Source organism: Thermopetrobacter sp. TC1, assembly GCF_000746275.1.
Lineage (GTDB): Bacteria > Pseudomonadota > Alphaproteobacteria > Rhizobiales > Aestuariivirgaceae > Thermopetrobacter.
This window is the reverse complement of record NZ_KN050828.1, coordinates 942,158-958,837: the sequence shown is the minus strand read 5'-3', so window position 1 is coordinate 958,837 and position 16,680 is coordinate 942,158. Positions and strand designations below refer to the sequence as shown.

At 63.5% G+C, this 16,680-nt stretch carries 15 protein-coding genes; 5 read left to right on the top strand and 10 right to left on the bottom strand.

Features of this window, described 5'->3' with window-relative positions:
• Positions 1-16: 16 nt before the first annotated feature.
• The 4 genes from EK16_RS07965 to EK16_RS07950 all read left to right on the top strand — a co-directional run bounded on the left by EK16_RS07965 (position 17) and on the right by EK16_RS07950 (position 2,612).
• Positions 17-787 (top strand): ComF family protein, encoded by a 771-nt coding sequence (locus EK16_RS07965; RefSeq protein WP_038036320.1) that lies wholly within the window; start codon positions 17-19, stop codon positions 785-787.
• Between the two features lie 94 nt (positions 788-881).
• Positions 882-1,151, top strand: coding sequence for a glutaredoxin 3 (gene grxC / locus EK16_RS07960; protein WP_038035749.1), 270 nt, complete (start codon positions 882-884; stop codon positions 1,149-1,151).
• A 44-nt stretch (positions 1,152-1,195) separates the two neighbouring features.
• Entirely contained in the window at positions 1,196-2,050 is an 855-nt protein-coding gene (locus EK16_RS07955; protein ID WP_038035748.1) for a carbon-nitrogen hydrolase family protein, read from the top strand.
• 82 nt (positions 2,051-2,132) lie between these two features.
• Positions 2,133-2,612: a DUF1178 family protein gene (locus tag EK16_RS07950; RefSeq protein WP_038035747.1), complete on the top strand. Its 480-nt coding sequence runs from the start codon at positions 2,133-2,135 to the stop codon at positions 2,610-2,612.
• A gap of 199 nt (positions 2,613-2,811) precedes the next feature.
• Here EK16_RS07950 and EK16_RS07945 read toward each other — a convergent pair whose 3' ends face one another.
• Positions 2,812-3,321 carry an Hsp20 family protein gene (locus EK16_RS07945; RefSeq protein ID WP_156098545.1) on the bottom strand — a complete coding sequence of 170 codons (510 nt, stop codon included), beginning with the start codon at positions 3,319-3,321 and terminating at the stop codon, positions 2,812-2,814.
• A 233-nt stretch (positions 3,322-3,554) separates the two neighbouring features.
• Between EK16_RS07945 and EK16_RS07940 the strand changes: the two genes are divergently transcribed.
• Positions 3,555-4,604 carry an alpha/beta fold hydrolase gene (locus EK16_RS07940; protein ID WP_051929084.1) on the top strand — a complete coding sequence of 350 codons (1,050 nt, stop codon included), beginning with the start codon at positions 3,555-3,557 and terminating at the stop codon, positions 4,602-4,604.
• Here the strand turns inward: EK16_RS07940 and EK16_RS07935 are convergent.
• From EK16_RS07935 to EK16_RS12290, 9 genes are all read right to left on the bottom strand, one after another.
• Positions 4,574-5,392 (bottom strand): inositol monophosphatase family protein, encoded by an 819-nt coding sequence (locus tag EK16_RS07935; RefSeq protein ID WP_038035746.1) that lies wholly within the window; start codon positions 5,390-5,392, stop codon positions 4,574-4,576. The two genes, EK16_RS07940 and EK16_RS07935, sit on opposite strands and share 31 nt — an antisense overlap.
• A gap of 119 nt (positions 5,393-5,511) precedes the next feature.
• Entirely contained in the window at positions 5,512-6,858 is a 1,347-nt protein-coding gene (gene glmM, locus EK16_RS07930) for a phosphoglucosamine mutase (protein WP_038035744.1), read from the bottom strand.
• 187 nt (positions 6,859-7,045) lie between these two features.
• On the bottom strand, positions 7,046-8,128 hold the full coding sequence (gene folP / locus EK16_RS07925) for a dihydropteroate synthase (RefSeq protein ID WP_051929083.1): 1,083 nt from the start codon (positions 8,126-8,128) through the stop codon (positions 7,046-7,048).
• A gap of 299 nt (positions 8,129-8,427) precedes the next feature.
• Positions 8,428-10,350: an ATP-dependent zinc metalloprotease FtsH gene (gene ftsH, locus EK16_RS07920; RefSeq protein ID WP_038035742.1), complete on the bottom strand. Its 1,923-nt coding sequence runs from the start codon at positions 10,348-10,350 to the stop codon at positions 8,428-8,430.
• 308 nt (positions 10,351-10,658) lie between these two features.
• Complete coding sequence (gene tilS / locus EK16_RS07915) at positions 10,659-12,053, bottom strand: tRNA lysidine(34) synthetase TilS (RefSeq protein WP_051929082.1); 1,395 nt, start codon at positions 12,051-12,053, stop codon at positions 10,659-10,661.
• Between the two features lies 1 nt (position 12,054).
• Positions 12,055-13,257, bottom strand: a complete 1,203-nt coding sequence (locus EK16_RS07910; RefSeq protein WP_197059652.1) for a tetratricopeptide repeat protein — start codon at positions 13,255-13,257, stop codon at positions 12,055-12,057.
• Between the two features lie 123 nt (positions 13,258-13,380).
• Entirely contained in the window at positions 13,381-13,884 is a 504-nt protein-coding gene (pal, locus tag EK16_RS07905) for a peptidoglycan-associated lipoprotein Pal (protein WP_081910420.1), read from the bottom strand.
• A 240-nt stretch (positions 13,885-14,124) separates the two neighbouring features.
• Positions 14,125-15,453 (bottom strand): Tol-Pal system beta propeller repeat protein TolB, encoded by a 1,329-nt coding sequence (gene tolB / locus EK16_RS07900; RefSeq protein ID WP_051929138.1) that lies wholly within the window; start codon positions 15,451-15,453, stop codon positions 14,125-14,127.
• A gap of 87 nt (positions 15,454-15,540) precedes the next feature.
• Entirely contained in the window at positions 15,541-16,545 is a 1,005-nt protein-coding gene (locus EK16_RS12290; RefSeq protein ID WP_156098527.1) for a TonB C-terminal domain-containing protein, read from the bottom strand.
• Between the last annotated feature and the right edge of the window lie 135 nt (positions 16,546-16,680).

Sequence of the window (16,680 nt, the reverse complement as noted above, 5' to 3'; positions counted from 1 at the left end):
GAATGAGCAGATCATCATGCTCTCGGCAGGGATGTCGCAGGTCTTCTCCCGCGCCCGGGCTTTCGCCGCCGCTTGTGCGGATGCGCTGTTGCCGCCTGCCTGCCTCTCCTGCGGCACACCCATCGCGCGGGCGCATGATCTCTGTGCCCGCTGCTGGTCGGATCTGCGCTTCATCGAGCCGCCCTTCTGCCCGATCACCGGCCGCCCGCTCGCCTATGAAGGCGAGGAGCTGAAAACACCAGACGCCTTCCTGCACGATCCGCCCTGGAATACCCTGCGCGCCGCCGTCGCCTATGAAGGACCGGCAAGAGATCTGGTTCGGCGCCTGAAGTTTCATGACCGGCATGATCCCGCCGCCTTCATCGCCCGCTGCCTGCACCGGGCGGGTCAGGCGCTGATCACGCCGGAAACCCTCATCGTTCCCGTGCCTTTGCATCCTTGGCGGCTCCTGCGCCGGCGCTATAATCAGTCCGCCGAGATCGCCCGCCACCTCGCCCGCTTAAGCAGCGGCATCTATCGCCCGGATCTGCTCCGGCGCCATCGGCACACCCGGCCGCAGACCGGCCTGGACGGCAAGGCGCGCCGCCGCAATGTGCGCCGCGCCTTTTCGGTTCCGGAAAAGAAGGCCCCGGTCCTGCTTGGCCGCCATGTCGTGCTTATCGATGATGTGCTCACCACCGGCGCCACCGCCGCCGCCTGCTGCCGCGCCCTGTTGAAGGCGGGAGCGGGCAGGGTGGATGTGCTCGTCTTCGCCCTTGCAGGACGCTCCGAGCCCCTTCATATTTGATGCGCCCCGGGCAAAAGGCTTCGAAAAGGCTTCAAGGAACAAGGGCTGATCGGCAATTTGCCTGCGTGAACCGAGGGAGGAGGAAAGATCGTCCATGGCCGAGGTCATCATCTATGCCACGCGCTTCTGCCCCTATTGTCATGCCGCCAAGCGCCTGCTGCGTGACAAGGGCGTCGAATTTCAGGAAATTGACGTGACCTTCGATCCCAAGACGCGCCGGAAGATGACCGAGCTGGCCGGCGGCCGCCATACCGTGCCGCAAATTTTCATCAACGGCCACCACGTGGGCGGCTATGATGATCTTTCCGCCCTGGACAAGGCCGGCAAGCTCGATCCTCTGCTCCGTGGCGAAGCCGCCGGCTGAAGAGACCGGCAAGCCCACTGACGAAAACAAGGAACCCGCGCGCCATGGCCAGGGGTGAAACGTTGCATGCGGCCTGTGTTCAGCTGTGTTCAGGGCTTGATATCGCCCGCAACATCCGCGCCGCCACCGCGCTGATCCGCGAAGCGGCCGGCAACGGAGCGCAATATGTGCTCACGCCGGAGAACACCGCCCTCATGGACGAGGACAAGGAGCGGGTGCGCGCCCTCGTCGGCACCATGAAGACGGACACCGCCGTTCGCGCTTTTGCCGATCTCGCCGCGGAGCTGAACATATGGCTGCATATCGGCTCGCTGGCCCTGCGCCCAGAAGAGGGCGATGCGAATGACACCCGCCTTGTCAACCGCTCCCTGCTGTTCACGCCACAGGGACGCCTGCACGCCTGGTATGACAAGATCCACCTGTTTGACGTGACCCTGAAGCGGGAGAAGGCCTATCGCGAATCCGCCTATATCCGCCCCGGTCAGGTGGCGGTGCTCACCGACGTTGCGGATTGGCCGCTCGGAATGAGCATCTGTTACGATGTGCGCTTTCCCGCCCTGTACCGCCGCCTTGCCAGGGCTGGCGCCATCATGTTTTCCGTTCCGGCCGCCTTTACCGTTCCCACTGGCGAGGCCCACTGGCATGTGCTGCTGCGGGCCCGCGCCATTGAGAATGGCGCCTGGGTCCTTGCCGCCGCTCAGGGCGGCAGCCATGAATCCGGCCGGCGCACCTACGGGCACAGCCTCATCGTCTCCCCCTGGGGCGAGGTCATGGCCGAATGCGGCTCCGAGCCGGGCGTGATATACTGGAAATTAGCCAAAGATGCGGTAGAAGAGGCAAGAACGCGCATTCCGGTGCTGGAGCATGACCGCGCGTTCGACCTCGTGCGGCGGCCCTGACTTGCCCCGATTGTCTGCCCGAACCAACGCCGCCTGCACGAGCTTCAAGGAGGAAACGCGAACGGCCGAGAGGCATAGGCGCATGATCCGTTATGATTTGACATGCAGCCGCGGCCACGAATTCGACGGCTGGTTTTCCGATTCCGCATCCTTCGAGGCCCAGCAGGCGCAGGGGCTGATTGAATGCCCCATCTGCGGGGATACGAACATCCGCCGCCAGCTTGCTTGCCCCGGCATTCCCGTCAAGGGCAATCGCCGGCCCGAGCCACAGCCGCGCCCCGCAGGCCAGGCGGCGCAAAAGGCCCCGCAGGCGCCCGCACCCCTCAGCGAGGGCGAGGCGGCACTCCTGCGTCAGTTCGCCCGTGAAATCAACACCCTGGTCAGGGAGCGCGCCGAATACGTCGGCGATCGTTTCGCCGAGGAAAGCCGCCGCCGCCATGCCGAGGGCACCGCTGCGGAACAGCCCATCTGGGGCGAGGCCTCGCCACAGGAAGTGCAGGAACTGCGCGAAGAGGGCATCGAGGTCATGCCTCTGCCGCCCATGCCCGATGAAAAGAACTGATCACCACGATCTGCAAAGCCACGAGAGAGAATTAAACCAGAGAGATTCAAAACTTCCGCAAGGGAACGAAAAACAGCGCCCCTGGTGGAGCATCCTTTCCATCCGCCCTCTCACGATGGTTGCGCCCGAATAAAGAAAAACGCCGCGAGCGGAAGCATCCGCGCGGCGTCTTTTCGTTTGTGCGTCAAGCGTCGGCTTCTTAGGCCGCCTTGCTCTCCTTGCCTTCCTCGGCCGGTTCAGCCTTGGCCTCCACCTCCTTTTCTACCGTGCCTTCGATGGTCTTCAGGCGGGCGGAGGTCTTGATCGGGATCTGCTTGGGCTTCATCGATTCGGGCAGCTCCCGTTTCAGCGAGATGTGCAGCAGGCCGTTCTCCAGCTCGGCATCGACCACTTCCACGTAATCGGCCAGCTGGAAGCGCCGCTCGAAGCTGCGCGCGGCAATGCCCTGATGCAGCACCTCGCCCTTGGCGAATTTCTCGGGCCGCCGCCCGGAAACGATCAAGGTGTTGTCCTTCACCTCGATCTTCAGATCCTCGGGCCCGAAACCGGCCACCGCCATGGTAATCCGGTACTCGTTCTCGCCCAGCCGCTCGATGTTGTAGGGCGGCCAGTTGGGCGCATTGTCACCGGCCATTTCGGCAAGGAGCTGCGCCAGCCGATCGAAGCCGACCGTCGTGCGATACAGAGGCGACAGATCGAACATGGCCACATCCTCCTTTCCAGTCCTGAGCAATGTGCCAACCCGCTTCTTGGAAGCCGGGTCATGCTTCCGCACCCGCCAGCGGACCCTTAAAAAGCGGCATCCGCCGCACAGACAGCACGGAAGCCCGCCTCACCCGAAGGTGAGGGCTCAATCCACCAAAGAGATAGGAATCATTTCCGCCATTTCAAGACCGCACTGCTTGCGCTATCACCGCAAGTATAGGAGCAAACGAAGGCATCATGACCACGCTCTATGAGACAGAATCCTTAAAGGCCCCGCCGGGCCTGTGTGCCGGGCGCCTGACCACGCCGGACGGCGCCATCTTGCGCTATGCCCTTGCCCGTCCTGAAAGGCGGCCCTTGCGCGGTACGGTCACGCTGCTGCAGGGTCGCGCCGAAAGTATTGAGCGCCATTACGAAACCATCAGTGCCTTGCTTGATCGCGGCTATGCTGTCGCCACCTTCGACTGGCGTGGTCAGGGCCTCTCCTCCCGCCTTGCCCGCAACCATTTGCGCGGACACATCCGTGCCTTTCGCCAGTATGACCAGGACCTCGCCACCTTCATGCGCCGGATTGTCTTGCCTGACTGTCCGCCGCCCCATTATGCAATGGCGCATTCCATGGGCGCGCATATTCTCTTGCGCAGCGCCTGGCACCATCCCTGGTTTGAGCGCGCCGTGCTCACCGCGCCCATGATCCGCATCCGCCCGCACCGCTTTGGCGAAGGCACCTGGCGCCTGCTGGCCCGTCTCGCCCATGTTACGGGCACAGGCCGCCTCTTCGCCCCCGGCGTACCAAAGCGCCTACCCGATCCCGAGGAAAGCACGGGCAAGGCCTTAACCCACGATCAGGCCCGCTTCCGCGCCATATTGGAGCTTCTGCATGCGCATCCGCAGCTGGCCACGGCCGGGCCAACCCTGGGCTGGATCCACGCCGCCTTGCGTTCCATGGACAGGCTGAACAAACGGGCAGACACACACATCCCGCCCCTTTATCCCATGCTGGTGATCGCCGCCGGAGATGACCGTCTTGTGGATCGCGAAGCCGCCCGGCGCTTTGCCGCCGCTGTGGGCGATATGGCCTTTCTCGTTCTCCACGGCGCCCGGCATGACCTGTTCATCGAGGCCAACCGCTACCGCAAGGCTCTCTGGGCCGCCTTCGACAGCTTCATGAACATTCAGCCGCCTCAGACAGACGTCACAGAGTCCCTGAAAAGCGATACGGATCGAAACGGTTCCGGAGATTCTTCAAGGACAGCTCAGCGCAGCCCGGCGGCCTTGAGCGCCTGATCCAGCAACGCCTCATTGGCGGCGGCGATGACATCGCCCTCTAGAGCGTCAGGAGCACCATCCCAGCCACAGAAAACGCCGCCCGCACCGCGCACGATGGGAATCAGCGCCGCCGTGTCGAAAATGTGCATCTCCGTATCGAAGGCAAGCTCCATGTGCCCGGCCGCCACCATGCAATAGAAATAGGCATCCGCATCATAGCGCAGCTCCCGCACACGGCTGCGCACACCATGGATGAACCGCTTCTGCACATCACTGCGGTAAATGTCGGGCAAGGTGGTTCCCGCCCGTGCACAGGCAAGATCCGTCACCGCAGACACCTGCAATACATCCCGCGCGCCATCACGATCGATCCGCCAGGCAGCAGAGCCTGTGCCGAGAAAGCTTTCGCCCACGAAGGGCTGATGACACACGCCAAGAACCACCCGCCCTTCATGTAGCAGGGCCACCAGCGTCATCCATGTCGGCAATCCGGTGACAAAAGCCCGCGTGCCATCAATGGGATCCAGCACCCATTCAAAGGCGGCCTCTCCTTTCGTGTCGGCCATTTCCTCGCCGCGCACGCCATGATCAGGAAAACGTGCCGCGATCATGCGCCGCATCACCTCTTCCGCTTCACGATCCGCCGCCGTCACCGGATCATAGGGCTGACCGGAATCGCCCGCGCCCTTGTTGGTCACGGCAAGCTCCCGTTTGCGGAAATGGGCAAGCGCCGCCGCGCCCCCGGCCTGTGCAAGAGCAAGGGCAAAATCCGCAAGCGTCTCGATCCGCTCTTCAGAAAGAGGCATCAGGGTCCTAAATCCATCGGCGGCCATGACCGGGACGCACGTTCATGCATCAGCGGCCAAAGCCAGGATCAGCCGGTCAGGCGATGCATGCAAGCCTCACCAGACGAAAGCACACGGGATCATGCCGCCTGTTTCTGCAGCACACCAGCGATGGAATCAACCACATCCCGGATCAGGCGCGAGTCGTCGCCCTCTGCCATGATGCGAATGACCGGCTCGGTTCCGGAAGGACGGATCACCAGCCGCCCCTTGTTTTCAAGGGCTTTCTCCGCCTCTGCGATGGCGGCCTGAACGTCAGCGGCATCCAGCGGATTGACGCCCGCATAGCGCACGTTGCGCAAAACCTGCGGCACCGGGTCAAACAGGTGGCACACCTCGCTCACCTTCTTGCCCTTTTCCCCCCCCACCGCCAGCACCTGCAGCGCCGCAATCAGGCCATCACCCGTGGTGGTGTGATCGGAAAGAATGATATGCCCGGACTGCTCGCCGCCCAGGTTATAGCCGCCCTCGCGCATGCGCTCCATTACGTAGCGATCGCCCACGCGGGTGCGCTCCAGCTTCAGGCCCAGACCATTGAGATAGCGTTCAAGCCCCAGGTTGGACATCACCGTGGCCACCACGCCGCCGCCAGCAAGCTGGCCCTTCTCCAGCATGGACGTGGCAATCAGCGCCAGCAGCTGATCGCCGTCGATCACCCGCCCCTTCTCATCGGCGATGATCACGCGATCGGCGTCGCCATCCAGGGCGATGCCGATATCGGCGCGCATCTCGCGCACCTTCTCGCACATGCGCTCCGGCGCTGTGGAACCGCACTTGTCGTTGATATTGTAGCCGTTGGGCTCCACCCCGATCTTGACCACTTCCGCGCCCAGCTCCCACAGCGCCTCCGGCGCCACGCGATAGGCCGCACCGTTGGCACAGTCGATCACCACCCGCAGGCCATCCAGACGCAATGCGCGCGGTAGCGTGCGCTTGGCAAACTCGATATAGCGTGCCTGTGCATCATCGATGCGCTTCGCCCGTCCCAGCTTTTCCGAAGGCGCCGCCAGCTCGGCAGGATCGGCATCCATCAGCGCCTCGATGCGCGCCTCCTGTTCATCGGATAGCTTGTAGCCATCAGGCCCGAAGAACTTGATGCCGTTGTCATGGAACGGATTGTGCGAGGCGGAGATCATGATGCCGAGATCCGCCCGCAGCGAGCGGGTCAGCATGGCCACCGCCGGCGTCGGCAATGGCCCGAAAAGCAGCACATTGGCCCCGGCCGAAAGCAGGCCCGCCGTCAATGCCTGTTCCACCATGTAGCCGGAAAGGCGCGTGTCCTTGCCGATCACAACGCGCGGCGCACCGCTTTCGCCCCTGAACAGGTGCCCGGCCGCCAGCCCGCAGCGCATCACCGTCTCGGGATCCATGGGCCGCGCATTGGCCCGCCCCCGGATGCCATCGGTCCCGAAATATTTCCGTTCCATTGGCGCGAAACTCCCCATCGAAACGTGCTCTCATCCTGCCCGTTTATCATGAAAGCCGCCACAAGGCGAAGGCCGGCGTGCGGTTTCAGTTAAGCACCTCTTCGCAAAAAAGGCATGTCCAACGCCGGCCCAACCAGTTCATGAATGGAAAACAGGCTGAAAATCAGGCATGAAATCGCTTCATCCCTCAGCAGGACTGTCTTTCCAGTGCCTCAATCATCCGCGCCATCTGCACTGTCTCTGCGACATCATGCACCCGCACGATCTGCACGCCCTGCCGCAAACCCTCCTGCGCCACCGCAAGCGAGCCAGCCAGCCGCTGATCCGCCTGCTCCACATCCGTAATCGCGCCAATGAAGCGCTTGCGCGAGGCCCCGAGCAGAAGCGGTCGTCCCAGCTGATGAAACAGGGCAAGGGATGCGATCAGCTCCAGATTCTGCGCGCACGTCTTGCCAAAGCCGATACCGGGATCGAGGATGATGTTCTCCTCCCGCACACCGGCCCGCACCGCCTGTTCCTTGGCCGCGGCCAGCCAATCGAACACATCCAGCACCACGTGCTCGTATGTGCATGGATCATCGGGATCAACCGGCGTGCCCCGCGAATGCATCAGCACCACCGGCACGTTCAGTTGCGCCGCCCGTGTCGCCGCATCCGGCGCGTAGTGCAAGGCCGCCACGTCATTGATAATGGCCGCACCAGCCTTCACCGCCGCTTCCATCACCTCGGGCTTGCGCGTATCCACGCTGACGATGAATCCTTCCGCCGCCAGCCGTTCGATGACGGGAATGACGCGCGCAAGCTCCTTCTCCACCGGCACCTCTTTCGCCCCCGGCCGCGTGGATTCGCCGCCCACATCGAGAATGTCCGCCCCGGCCGCCGCCAGCGCCCGCCCATGCGCCACCGCCGCCTCCGCATGCGCATGGCGCCCGCCGTCGGAAAAGCTGTCCGGCGTGACATTGACAATACCCATGATCAGGGCCGGCTTCTCAGGCAATGGCGCAGGCATTTCCCGCCGCCGAGCAAGCGCGGAAACAGCCGCGGCAATGGCTTCTGAACGCTCCGCCGCTTCCCGCAATGCGCGCACGCCCATCCACCGCCGCGAAATTTCACCAGTCGCTGCGCAGCGATGGAAAACACACGCAACCGTGTAGGCAAGGCGCTTCTCTCCGGCAAGCGGCAAGGCACACGAGGCGGCAATGGCCTCCTGCGCCGCCTGCCCATGCAGCAACCCGGCAGGCAGGATGTAGATGTTCTCCTCTTGCGCCATGCGAGATCCCCCGATCGAAAAGAGCCCAACCGAAAATCCAACTAACCGCCCCGTGTCCCCACCCAAGCACCTCGGTTAGGCATAATATCGGGTGGCCCAAGTGGGGGCGCGGGGCGGTGGATGGTGCGAAAATTCGCCTTCCGGCGAATTTTCGTTTGGACTCTAAGAGAGAATGGCGAGACATGCATTTATCATGCCTCGCCATTCCCGATGGGTCTTCGTTCACGCCCGCCCGTGCCGCGGCTCATTTGGCCCGCCATATCCGGGCACGGAACACGTGCCGTTCAGCAGCCGGGCCTTCAGGCCTGCGGCTGCGGCTCCAGCCCTTCCGCCCCGTCATCACCGGCATCCTTGGGCTTGGTCACCGGCACGATGGGCGATTTCTTCTTCGATTCGGACGAGCCATCGTCATCCCGGCGCGGCGGCTTGCCGTTCAGAAGATCGCGGATTTCATCGCCGGTCAGCGTTTCATACTCCAGAAGCCCCTGCGCCAGCGTCTCCAGATCCTTGCGCTTTTCGGTCAGGATCTTCTTCGCCGTCTGATAGGCCTCATCAAGAATGCGGCGCACCTCCGCATCGATCTTCTGCGCCGTGGCCTCGGAGATGTTGCGCTGCCGCCCCATGGTCAGGCCGAGGAAGACCTCATCCTGGTTCTCCTCATAGGCCACAAGCCCCAGCTCCTTGGAGAAGCCCCAGCGCGTGACCATGGCGCGGGCGAGTTTCGTCGCCTGCTCGATGTCCGACTGCGCGCCGGACGTGACGTTCTCCGGGCCGAACACCAGCTCCTCGGCCACGCGCCCGCCCATCATGATCGCCAGCCGCGAGGTCATCTGCCGGTATTTCATGGAGTAGCGATCCTCTTCCGGCAGCTGCATGACCATGCCCAGCGCCCGCCCGCGCGGGATGATGGTGGCCTTGTGCACGGGATCGGCATCCGGCACGTTCAGCGCCACGATGGCATGCCCGCCCTCGTGATAGGCGGTAAGCTTCTTTTCCTCCTCGGACATGGCCATGGACTTGCGCTCGGCGCCCATCATCACCTTGTCCTTGGCGTCCTCGAAGTCCTTCATCGTGACCATGCGCCGGTTGCGCCGCGCCGCCAGCAGCGCCGCCTCGTTCACGAGGTTGGCCAGATCCGCGCCGGAAAAGCCCGGCGTGCCGCGCGCCAGCACCTTCACATCCACATCCGGCGCCAGCGGCACGTTGCGCATGTGCACGCGCAGGATCTGCTCACGCCCCTTGATATCCGGGTTGGGCACGACAATCTGCCGGTCGAAGCGCCCCGGGCGCAACAGCGCCGGATCGAGAACGTCCGGACGGTTGGTGGCGGCGATCAGGATGATACCCTCGTTGGTCTCGAAACCGTCCATTTCCACCAGCAGCTGGTTGAGCGTCTGCTCGCGCTCGTCATTGCCGCCGCCCAGCCCGGCGCCGCGATGGCGGCCCACGGCGTCAATCTCGTCGATGAAGATGATGCAGGGCGCGTTCTTCTTCGCCTGTTCGAACATGTCGCGCACGCGCGAGGCGCCAACGCCCACGAACATCTCCACGAAATCGGAACCGGAGATGGTGAAGAAGGGCACACCCGCCTCGCCGGCAACCGCGCGCGCCAGCAGCGTCTTTCCCGTACCCGGCGGGCCGACCAGCAGCGCACCCTTGGGGATCTTGCCGCCCAGCCGCTGGAACTTCTGCGGATCCTTGAGGAATTCCACGATCTCCTGCAGCTCTTCCTTGGCTTCGTCCACACCGGCGACGTCATCGAAAGTGACCTTGCCGTGCCGCTCCGTGAGCAGCCGCGCCTTGGACTTGCCAAAGCCCATGGCCTTGCCGGAGTTGGACTGCATCTGCCGCATCAGGAAGATCCACAGCCCGATGAGCAGGATCATCGGGAACCAGGAGATCAGCAAAGAGGGCAGAAGCCCCGCGTCCTCCTGCGGCTTGACGCGGATCTCCACCTTCTTTTCGCGCAAGGTGCGGATCACGTCCGGATCATTGGGCGGCGCATAGGTGACGAACCCGCGCCCGTCGGCAAAACGGCCGGTGATCTGACCATCCTGGATGGTGACCGATTTCACCTCGCCCTTTTCCACCTGCTCCAGGAACTTGGTATAGCTCACCTCCGCCGATCCCCGCCTGTGGCCGGGGTTGCTGAAGAGGTTGAACAGGGCGAAGAGCAGTATGGCGATAACCGCCCAGACTGCGAAATTCCGAATGTTGTTCAAGGGCCGACCTCTGTCCTCTGTCCGTTTCGTCCTTTGGGGAGATTGCCTTCAAGCCGGTTGTAACCTGCGGCATCCATGCCTTTTCGCCCCCTCCCCTTCGGGGGAGGAAATCATGAAAGAATGGCCGGGTTATGAAACGCTCTTAACCCACGGTCAAGCAGCCATGCCCATTGCGGTAAAGATGACTGCCTTGGGAGCATGCGGGCCATCCGGTCACACGCTCCGGTACGTCTGCAAAGATAGGAGAATGCCGCCCCTTTGCCAAGCGCTCAGGACGTAACGGAGCGCGAACAGCCCATGAAAAGTTTTTAATCATTCCAATTTTCATATCTGTCATGCCCCCAGGCCGCATCCGGCTCCGCTTTGCGCACAAACCGGCAGAACACTGTTTCAAACGGCCGCTGAGGCAAAATCCGCCCTGCGGCAGGCAGCGCCACGATCTGAGCATTCCACACCACCGCCGGCTGCGACAGCCAGATTTCAACCGGAACCGCGCGCGGACGCTTTAACAATGACTCATGGCCTTCTTCTCCTGCCCTTTCCGGCAGGGGCACCGCTCCGAGCGCGCGCACTTCAACCGGCGCCTTAAGGCCCGCAAACGTTATGTCAAAACGTCTGTCCCACACCCCATGCGGCATATCGGGCGAAAGTTTCAGCACATCCGTTATGCGCCCCGTCTCCCGGCCAAAGATGAGATTTTGCCGCCGCAGAAGCACCACCGCACCGCCCAGCGTAAACCCGCCCGCAGAAAGGCTTGCATTTTCAATGCGCTGTTGCAGCCCGTGCCCCAGCCGCTCGATGTCGGCAAGGGAAGCGCCCTGCCCATGGCCATACAGCCGGATCACGAAGGCAAGAAAGCGCACGCGCAAGGCCTCATCCAGCGCATGAAATGCCTCACAAGGCAGCAGCCCCCAGCCAAGATCGGCATGATGAATGAAGCGCCCCGCCATTACCTCTTTCAGGCAGCGGTTCATGCTGTAGCGCACCATCTGCAAGCGCCGCATGGACCGCGCAATGGCCTCCGCGGACAGCCCCGCTTTTTCAAGCTGCGGCAACAGGGCGCGCATGCGCACCCTCTCAAACCGCACATCGCGGTTGGAAGGATCCTCCACCCAGCTCAGTCCGGCCGCCTTCACCGTTGCCGCCAGCCGCGCCCGCCGCACCGAAAGCAAAGGCCGCAAAAGCGGCACAAATCCTTCCAGAAACGGCACGGCGCCTTCAGCCGCCATGCCTGAAAGCCCGTCGATGCCGGAACCCCGCGCCAGCCGCATGAGAAAGGTCTCCGCCTGATCCTCCAGTGCATGCGCCGTGGCCAGAGCCGCGCCATGCTCGAAACACCATTGCCCGAGCAGGCGATAGCGCGCCCGCCGGGCCCGCTCCTGAATGCGGCTTGCCTGCGCCCCCAGCCCCTGCACACGCAAAATCGTGCAGGAAAATCCAAGAGCCTGCGCCTGTCTTTGCACCAGCGCCACTTCTTCCGCAGCTTCAGGACGCAATCCGTGATCCACGGTAAGAACGGTCATCCGGGGGGCATCCGCTCTCAGATCCGCAAGGCGCCGGGCGGCAATCATCAGGGCGGTGGAATCCGGCCCGCCGGAGACGGCCAGCGCCACGTGTTCATGCGCACAGAACGGAGAAAGCAGAGAAAGGATCTCTTCATCAGTGAGCGGGGCCAGGCTGGTGTTGCTTGCATCCGCCGTCATCCTATCCCCGGCATTTGGCCCGCCGCATTTCCACAGGCGCCAGCAAACGCGCAGCCCGTGAATCCGCATACCGCCCCTGCAAGAGCTTCCAGGTCTTGCAGGCCTGCTTCTTCTGGCCCAGCCGTTTCAGGCTGAGCCCCAGCTTGTATAAGGCCATTGGCGCCACGCGGCTGTTTTCATTCGTCTTGTAGGACTGCAGATAGGCCTTGCCCGCCTCGCGATAGCGCCCTTGCAGATAAAGCGCCTCGCCAAGTTCATATTCCGCCTCCGCCCGGGCCGGATGATGACCGGCCTGCCGCAGGAAGTCCTCATAGGCGGAAACGGCAAGCCCATACCGGCGGGCAAGAAAGGCATCACGCGCCCGTTTCAGCAAAGCATCGGGATTGACCCGCGCCACCTGCACCGACGGCGGCGTGAGCGGCGCTGCCTTCACCGGCGGCGGCACAAGATCGTTTGTCCGGGACGCATTCGCCGCCCCGTCCCCGCTCATGCCAGCGCCTTTGTTGCGGGCGCCATAAATACCGCGCACACCGGGCAGGGCCCGCGGTCCGCCCGAGCGAGATGAAGGCCTTTCCGCCCCGCTCCCGGAGGCTGGCGGCAGCGGATTGCCCGCATCATCCACGCGCAGGCGCCCGAGAAGCTGCTCCTTCTCCCCCTTGTCCGGGTAAGAAGGGGAAATCGTGGTCGTCATGCGCGGCGCGTTGGCGGTTCCGGCAAAGAGATCGGGATCATAGGCACCAGCACTCCCAAGACCATAGGCGCCCTCGTCAGTTTGATAGGTCTCCGTTCCGGCCAGACCGGAGGACGGCGCCTCGGCGCCACGCCCAACCCTGTTCCGTCGCGGCGTTTCTGGCAGAGGGGCTATGGCGCCCGCCTTCATGCCACGCTGCTTTTCCAGCCGCCGCAGCCGCGTATCGAGGGCCTTCAGCCGGCGGTTCATCACCCGGCGCAGGCTGGCGATTTCCGCTTCCAGGGCCTTCAGCCGCCCTTCCAGCCGCACGCTGCCCGCACCCGCAGCCGGCACGGCACCATTCTTGCGCAAGGCACGCACTTCATGCTCCAGACGGATCAGGCGATCGAACAGGGCATTCCAGCGCGCATCACTCGCCCCTTGCGCAAGAGCAAGATCGCTTCCGCCGGCAAGAATGCTCCATGCCAGCAACCCGGCGCATGCAAGGCCCAACCATTTCCCAGGCTGCCGCATGGTTTTCCTCCCTCGCATACGCGCCATGTCAAACGGCACCATCAACCCGCACACACACCAACAGACCATCGCCCGGCGGATGCCCCGATGACACTGACATCCGAGGACATCCGCCGATCGCGATCAGCCGGAAACTGCCCCGCCGGTGATCACCGTCACCGCGCGGCGGTTCTGCGACCAGCATTCTTCAGCATCACACAGGGCCACCGGCCGCTCCTTGCCATAGCCGATGGTGGAAATGCGCGACGGTGAAATGCCCTGCGACACCAGGAAGTTCTTCACCGCCACCGCGCGACGCGCCGAAAGGGCCAGGTTGTATTCACGGGTGCCGCGCTCGTCGGCATGGCCCTCAATCTGCACCGTCACATTGGGATACTGCTTCAGCCACGCCGCCTGCCGCATGAGGATCTGCTTGGCCTCCGGGCTTAAGGCCGCGCTGTCCACGGCGAAGTGCACCCGATCACCCACGTTGAGAATGAAATCCCGCTCCGATCCCGGGATGATCTTTCCCTGCCCGACGCCGGCACCCTGGCCGTCCAGGCTCGGCTTGTCGGACTGCGAACACGCAGCCAGCGCCAACACCCCCATCAGAGCCAGCACAAGTTTCAGTCGCCCCAGTAAGTGCATCATCGCTTCGTCCCGTTCATGGTTGAATTATTGGCTGTCCTGAAGTGTTCACTCCGAGATCACTCCGAAAAACGTGCACACCGGCCCGGGCGCCCATGGCGTCACCTGCCCTGGTTTCTAAGCCTTCCGTTCCGATTCACCCCGTTGCACGCAAGTCTTGACTGCAAATCTGACGACAATGGGCCCGCCCCTTTTGAGATGAAACCGCAAGGCCATGCGGCGAGAATAGGCAAAACCGCCTCATTTCAGCAAGGGCGACCAGGCCGGATCGGAGGCAAAATTGGGCGTGGGCACCCTGCGCTCGTTATAGCCGGTGATGTCCACGGTGTAGAGATGCGGCCCGCCATTGGGTCCGCGCGATTCCCTGAAGAACATCAGCACCCGTCCGTTCGGTGCCCAGGTTGGCCCCTCGTTGTGATAACCGGAGGTGAGAATGCGCTCGCCGCTGCCATCGGGGCGCATCACGCCGATGGAGAAACGCCCCTTGTACATCTTGGTGAAGGCGATGTAGTCCCCACGCGGCGACCACACCGGCGTGGAATAGCGCCCCGGGCCAAAGCTGATCCGCCGTACGCCGGAACCGTCCCGCGCCATCACGTAGATCTGCTGGCTGCCGTCACGGTCGGATTCGAACACGATCCAGCGCCCGTCCGGCGAATAGGAAGGCGCGGTGTCGATCGCCGGCGTGTCCGTGAGCTTGCGCAGGGCCCGCGTGCGCAGATCCAGCTCGTAGATGTTGCTGGCGCCGCCTTCCTGCAGGCTCATGATCACCTTCTGCCCGTCCGGCGAGAAGCGCGGCGCAAAGCTCATGTTGGGAAAGGTGCCGATGATCTCCCGCTGCCCCGTCTCGATATTGTAGATGTACACGCGCGGCTTGCCGTTGGTATAGGCGATGTAGGTGATCTCCTGGGCATTGGGAGAAAAGCGCGGCGTCAGCACCAGCGTGCGCCCGTCGGTAAGGCGGCGCAGGTTGTAGCCGTCCTGATCCATGATCGCCAGCCGCTTGATTCGCTTGTTCTTCGGCCCCGTTTCCTCGATGAAGACGATGCGGGTGTCGAAATAGCCCTCCTCACCGGTTACCGCCTTGTAGATGGCATCAGCGATCATGTGGCCGATGCGCCGCCAGTTGCGCGGCGTGGTCACGAATTGCAGGCCGACGATCTGCTTCTGGGCAAAAACGTCCCACAGCCTGAACTCCGCACGCAACCGCCCGTCCGGCTGCAGCACCACCCGGCCGGTGACCAGCGCCTGCGCCTTGATCACCCGCCAGGAGCCAAACTGCGGCACGGCATTGAAATCCCGGATCTGCTCGATGAACGAGGCCGGATCAAGCGGCCGGAACAGGCCGGAACGTTCCAGATCCGCCCGCACCACCTGGGCGATATCGGCACCAAAGCCGGATTCCCGCTCGCTGGCACCAAGAAAATCGACGATGGCAATCGGCATCGGCTCCACGCGGCCGCGGGTGATGTCCACCTCCAGCACCGCTGCTGCGGGCAACACCTGAATGACCGCCCCCAGCAGCAGGCCCAGCAGCGCAAGCCACCGCCGCCAGCTTCGGGCGATCATGCCTCTTTCTTTGCTCAGCGCCGTCATCCGCTCTGTTTTCGTCATGGTGCCCGTAATCCTGTCGTGCATCGCCTTTCAAGCATTCCGTCAATTGGTGGCCAGCATCCGCGCCGGATCGAAGTTCAGGATGACATCCTGCCACAGCTCATAATGCTCCGGCGGCAGAAAGTCATAGGGCTGACAGGCCAGCACCGCCCGCACCGCGGAATTGGCCGCTGCGTCGAAGGCAGGATGATTCATGCGGTTGAGCACCACCGGGCCGCCCACCACCTTGCCGCCCGGCCCCAGCTGAAACCGCACCTTCACTCTCAATCCTTGCGCATCCCGCACACCCACCGGCACATTCCAGCACTGCTCAATGCGGCTGCGCAGGGCATCCACCAGATCCGCCGCCAGCTGCGCATCCCGCCCGTCGATATCGGCCGGCCCCTTCATCGGCGTTCCTGCCCGGTCAACCGGCGTTTCCGGCGCTGCCCGCTCCTCATCCACCTTGTTGAGAAGGGCCGCAATCTCATCGATGGGATCCTGCGGTTTCTTCTGCGGTTTTTTCTCTTCGCGCTTCTGGCGCATCTGCCTGGCCAGCTGACGAATGGCCCGCGGACGCACCCGCGGACGCGGCGCCGGTTGTGTGCGTGGTTTCTCGGCTTTCTTTGGCTTTGTCTTCGGTTTTGGCTCAGGCTCCGGCTCAGGCTTCGCCGCAGCGGCCGCCAGCTTTTTCAGAGCGTCGGCATCAGGAAGCTCAGGCGCTTTCTTTGGCGCCGGTTCTGCCTTGGCCTTCTCAGCCGGTTGTGGTTTGGGCGCAGGAGCAGGCTTAGGCCTTGGCTTCGGTTCCGGCCGGCTTTCGCGCTTGGCCGGCTTGGGCGCGGGCTTGCGGGGCGTCTTGGCCTGTTTCTCGGGCTTGGGCGGGGCCGGTTTCTTCACTGGCTTCTCAGGCGCGCTTTTGCGCATGCTCACCCGCTTGGACACCTCCGTGATGTCCACGATCTCCACCGGCAGCGCCTCCTGCGGCTTGACACGAAAGGGATCGGGCCGCGGCAACACCACCACCGCCGCCAGCAGAATGGCCAGATGCATCAGGACCGATATGGGCAAGGACCAGCGCACGTTTCCTGTCTCAATGCTCCTTTTCTCAAACCGCTTTTGCCGCCGTATCGTTTTCCTTGCCGTCCGCGCCTCGCACCCCAGCATTCACATCAGGCACGGCATGAAAAGAGGCGCACAAACAGT

Bases quoted from the DNA above. Each gene is read 5' to 3' on its own strand.
- EK16_RS07965 (WP_038036320.1), top strand. From the start codon at position 17: ATGCTCTCGGCAGGGATGTCGCAGGTCTTCTCCCGCGCCCGGGCTTTC.
- grxC (WP_038035749.1), top strand. From the start codon at position 882: ATGGCCGAGGTCATCATCTATGCCACGCGCTTCTGCCCCTATTGTCAT.
- EK16_RS07955 (WP_038035748.1), top strand. From the start codon at position 1,196: ATGGCCAGGGGTGAAACGTTGCATGCGGCCTGTGTTCAGCTGTGTTCA.
- EK16_RS07950 (WP_038035747.1), top strand. From the start codon at position 2,133: ATGATCCGTTATGATTTGACATGCAGCCGCGGCCACGAATTCGACGGC.
- EK16_RS07940 (WP_051929084.1), top strand. From the start codon at position 3,555: ATGACCACGCTCTATGAGACAGAATCCTTAAAGGCCCCGCCGGGCCTG.
- EK16_RS07935 (WP_038035746.1), bottom strand. From the start codon at position 5,392: ATGCCTCTTTCTGAAGAGCGGATCGAGACGCTTGCGGATTTTGCCCTT.
- glmM (WP_038035744.1), bottom strand. From the start codon at position 6,858: ATGGAACGGAAATATTTCGGGACCGATGGCATCCGGGGGCGGGCCAAT.
- folP (WP_051929083.1), bottom strand. From the start codon at position 8,128: ATGGCGCAAGAGGAGAACATCTACATCCTGCCTGCCGGGTTGCTGCAT.
- tilS (WP_051929082.1), bottom strand. From the start codon at position 12,053: ATGACGGCGGATGCAAGCAACACCAGCCTGGCCCCGCTCACTGATGAA.
- EK16_RS07910 (WP_197059652.1), bottom strand. From the start codon at position 13,257: ATGCGGCAGCCTGGGAAATGGTTGGGCCTTGCATGCGCCGGGTTGCTG.
- pal (WP_081910420.1), bottom strand. From the start codon at position 13,884: ATGCACTTACTGGGGCGACTGAAACTTGTGCTGGCTCTGATGGGGGTG.
- tolB (WP_051929138.1), bottom strand. From the start codon at position 15,453: ATGATCGCCCGAAGCTGGCGGCGGTGGCTTGCGCTGCTGGGCCTGCTG.